This window comes from Kineococcus vitellinus (assembly GCF_009906315.1).
Taxonomy (GTDB): Bacteria; Actinomycetota; Actinomycetes; order Actinomycetales; family Kineococcaceae; genus Kineococcus; species Kineococcus vitellinus.
In genome coordinates this window covers 1-3,974 of record NZ_JAAALL010000359.1, presented here as the reverse complement: position 1 = coordinate 3,974, position 3,974 = coordinate 1, and the positions used below count along the sequence as shown (strand labels likewise).

Below are 3,974 nucleotides of genomic sequence, written 5' to 3'. Positions count from 1 at the left end.
GTGTCCACGCGCAGCACCCGCGCGACCAGCTCCAGCACGGTCGCCAGGTCCGCCTCCCGGTCGCGCTCGGGCTCGGGGTAGCCGCGGCCGTAGAAGGTCTCCGCCAGCGTCAGCACCCAGCGCGCCGCCTCCCGCGGCTCCATGCCCGGGTCGGCGCGCCCGGCGGCGGTCAGCCGCTCGACGAGGGCGCCGACGGCCTCGAGCAGGCGCCGGTCGCCCTCGGCCACGAGCCGGGTGACCACCGGGTCCCGGTGGGCCTGGGTGACGACCTCGACGAACAGCCCCGCCACGAGCGGGGAGGCGGTCTCGGCCGCGACGTGCTCGACCACGGACGTCAGCCCCCGCCACGGGTCGGCCTCCGCGGCGGCGCGCGCCAGCGCGGCGTCCTGCTCCTCGCGGTCGAGCTCGAAGAGGGCGTGGAAGACGGCCTGCTTGGAGGGGAAGTAGTGGAAGAGCCGACCGGTGCTGATGCCGGCGGCCCGGCAGATCTCCGCGGTGGTCGTGGCCTCCAGGCCCTTGCGGGCGAACAGCTCCACCGCGGCCTCGACGATCTCGTGCCGCCGCCGGCGGTGCTGCTCAGGGTCGACGGTGCGCACCCGGCTCCTCGTGCTCGTGCTCTCGTCCGTGCTCGTGCCCGGGCCCTCGTCCGTGCTCGCGGTCCGGCTCCGGCCGGCCGCCGGCGCCCGCGGGCGGGGTGGCCCGCCCGGCAGCATCGCAGCCACCACCACCGCCGCCCGCACCGGCCCGCCGGCGGCGCACCTCGCGCACCGCGACGGCCAGGGCGATGAGCACCGGGACCCAGAGCTTCGCGGTGGCGAGCACGGCGAGCAGCCACGCCGGGGCGTGCAGGTCCGGCAGGTCCCAGTCCGGCCAGGGGACGGTCGGCAGGTCCCAGTCGGGCCAGGGGATGCGCGGCAGGTCCCAGTCCGGCCAGGGGATGCCCGGCAGGTCGAGGGAGGGCAGCTGCTCGCGCAGCCAGGCCAGCACCCGCCGCAGGACCAGCTGCACGAACGCGGCGATGCCCAGCAGCACCAGCGCGACCTCGCCGACGGCCAGGACGACGTGCCGCGCGGCCCACAGCGCGGGGTGGCGCCGCTGCCAGGCGTGCCAGCGGGCGGCCGTGGTGCCCGCCGGCGGCTCGAACGGCGTCCGGACGGTGCGCAGCGGGCCGGGCTCGACGAGGACGACGTCCAGCGGATCGCCGCGCCGCAGCAGGCGCACGACCACCCGCGGGTGCCGGCCGCCGCCGCCGGGCAGCGGCAGGCTCGCGACGCCGAGCGCGGTGCGCTCGCCGAGCAGCTCGCCACCGCGCCGCAGCCGCACCCGCGCGCGGTGGCCGCGGGGCTCGACCTCGACCGCGAGCGGGTCGCCCTCGCGCTCGAGGGAGAAGAGCAGGGGGGCGGGGACACCGGTGCCGGCCACCGCCCCATCGTGAAACCGAGCGCTCGGTCTGTCAATGGGGCGGGGCCGGACGCGACGGCGCCCGGCGGGGGAGACCCCCGCCGGGCGCCGGTGCGGCCGCGGCCTCAGCTGCCGGGGAGCACCCCGTCCGCGTCCGGCACGCCGCCGTCGATGTCGTCGGCGTCCACGATCCGGTACGCGTAGCCCTGCTCGGCCAGGAACCGCTGGCGGTGCGCGGCGAAGTCCTGGTCCTTGGTGTCGCGCGAGACGACGGTGTAGAAGCGCGCCGTCCCGTGGTCGCCCTTGGGCCGCAGGACCCGGCCCAGGCGCTGCGCCTCCTCCTGGCGCGAGCCGAAGGAGCCGGACACCTGGATGGCGACCTTGGCCTCCGGCAGGTCGATGGAGAAGTTGGCCACCTTGCTCACCACGAGCGTCGTGATCTCGCCCTGGCGGAAGGCCTCGAAGAGCCGCTGGCGCTCCTTGACCGTCGTGTCGCCCTTGATGACGGGCGCGTCCAGGCGGCGGGCCAGGTCGTCGAGCTGGTCGATGTACTGGCCGATGACCAGCGTCGGCTCACCGGCGTGCTGGGCCACGAGCTTCTCCACGACCCGCGACTTCTCCGGCGAGGTGGAGCACAACCGGTAGCGCTCGTCGTCCTCGGCCGTCGCGTAGGCCAGGCGCTCGCCGTCCGGCAGCGTCACGCGGACCTCGACGCAGTCGGCGGGCGCGATGTAGCCCTGCGCCTCGATGTCCTTCCACGGCGCGTCGTAGCGCTTGGGGCCGATGAGGGAGAACACGTCGCCCTCGCGGCCGTCCTCGCGCACGAGCGTCGCCGTCAGCCCCAGCCGCCGGCGCGCCTGCAGGTCCGCGGTCATCCGGAAGATCGGCGCCGGCAGCAGGTGCACCTCGTCGTAGACGACGAGGCCCCAGTCGCGGGCGTCGAACAGCTCCAGGTGCGGGTAGACGCCCTTCCGCTTGGTCGTCACGACCTGGTACGTCGCGATCGTCACCGGGCGGATCTCCTTGCGAGCCCCGGAGTACTCGCCGATCTCGTCCTCGGTCAGCGTGGTGCGCTTGAGCAGCTCGTCGCGCCACTGGCGCGCGGAGACGGTGTTCGTCACGAGGATGAGCGTCGTCGCGCGCGCCTTGGCCATCGCGCCCGCGCCGACGACCGTCTTGCCGGCACCGCACGGCAGGACGACGACGCCGGAACCGCCGTGCCAGAAGCCGTCCACGGCCTCGGCCTGGTAGGGGCGCAGCGCCCAGCCGTCCTCGGCGAGGTCGATGGGGTGCGCCTCGCCGTCCACGTAGCCGGCGAGGTCCTCCGCCGGCCAGCCCAGCTTCAGCAGCACCTGCTTGAGGTTGCCGCGCTCGCTGGGGTGCACGAGCACCGTGTCGGGCTCCACGCGGGCGCCGAGCAGCGGCGCGACCTTCTTGCTGCGCAGCACCTCCTCGAGCACCGGGGTGTCGATCGCGTGCAGCACGAGGCCGTGCGCGGGGTCGTTGACCAGCTGCAGGCGCCCGTAGCGGGCCATCGTCTCGGCGACGTCGACCAGCAGCGCGTGCGGCACCGAGTAGCGGGAGAACTCCAGCAGCGTGTCCACGACCTGCTCGGCGTCGTGGCCGGCCGCGCGCGCGTTCCACAGGCCCAGCGGCGTCAGCCGGTAGGTGTGCACGTGCTCGGGAGCGCGCTCCAGCTCCGCGAACGGCGCGATCGCCGCCCGGCAGGCGCGGGCGCGCGGGTGGTCGACCTCGAGGAGCAGCGTCTTGTCGCTCTGGACGATGAGGGGGCCGTCGGTCACCTGGAGTGCAACCCCCTTCGCCGCCGCAGGCTTCCGGTGCGCGTCAGCGGACCGGCGTGAGCGTGCTCACGGAGTCCCAGTAGACGTCGCCGGAGGTGTCGGCGAAACCCCCGGCGCCGATGACCGCGAACAGCACGACGAGGCCGAGGACCAGCAGCACCGTCAGGCCGATGTTGACCCAGGCGCAGATCTTGCCCGCCAGCAGGAAGCCCAGCCCCCGCTTGGTGCCCCGGGACTCCAGGACCTCCCGGCGCGCACCGGGCGCCAGGGCCAGCGCCACGATCGCCGCGATCCAGCCCAGGCCCGTGCCCATGAGGACCAGACCGCCCACCGCGGTCCACAGGACCGCGTGCGCCGAACCGGCCACCGGCGCCTGCTGCTCGTAGCCCTGCACGCCGTACTGGCCCTGGCCGTACTGGCCCTGGCCGTACTGGGCCCCGCCGTACTGGCCCTGGCCGTACTGGGCCTGGCCGTACTGGGCCTGGCCGTACTGGCTCGCGCCGTACTGACTCCCACCCTGCTGCGCCTGGTCGTGCTGAGCGGTGCCGTACTGGCCCTGCCCGTACTGGTCCTGCCCGTGCGAGGGCTGCTCGTGCCGGGCCGGGTCGTACGGGGAGGCGCCGGTGGGCCGCGGGGCGGAGGGGGCCGCGGGCGCGGACCCCTGCAGCGGCGGGTAGCCGGGCTCGTCGCCGTAGCGGGGCAGGCCCTGCGTCGGGGCGTCCGGCGGGGTCTGCTGCGAGGCCGGCCACGGCGCCGGCCCGGGGGTGGACC

General features: G+C 75.5%; 4 protein-coding genes. All 4 read right to left on the bottom strand.

What is annotated here, in order from left to right:
- Window positions 1-596 (bottom strand): TetR family transcriptional regulator (locus GTQ99_RS20765; protein WP_166617599.1); only part of this gene is annotated, 596 nt, incomplete at its 3' end.
- The gene (locus GTQ99_RS27245; RefSeq protein ID WP_166617598.1) at window positions 577-1,422 is read right to left on the bottom strand and encodes a hypothetical protein; all 846 of its coding nucleotides are present in this window, start codon (window positions 1,420-1,422) and stop codon (window positions 577-579) included. The genes GTQ99_RS27245 and GTQ99_RS20765, both read right to left, overlap by 20 nt.
- Before the next feature lie 104 nt (window positions 1,423-1,526).
- Complete coding sequence (locus GTQ99_RS27240) at window positions 1,527-3,203, bottom strand: DNA repair helicase XPB (RefSeq protein WP_166617597.1); 1,677 nt, start codon at window positions 3,201-3,203, stop codon at window positions 1,527-1,529.
- A 43-nt stretch (window positions 3,204-3,246) separates the two neighbouring features.
- A partial coding sequence (locus GTQ99_RS20750) for a hypothetical protein (protein ID WP_166617596.1) occupies window positions 3,247-3,974 on the bottom strand: 728 nt, incomplete at its 5' end.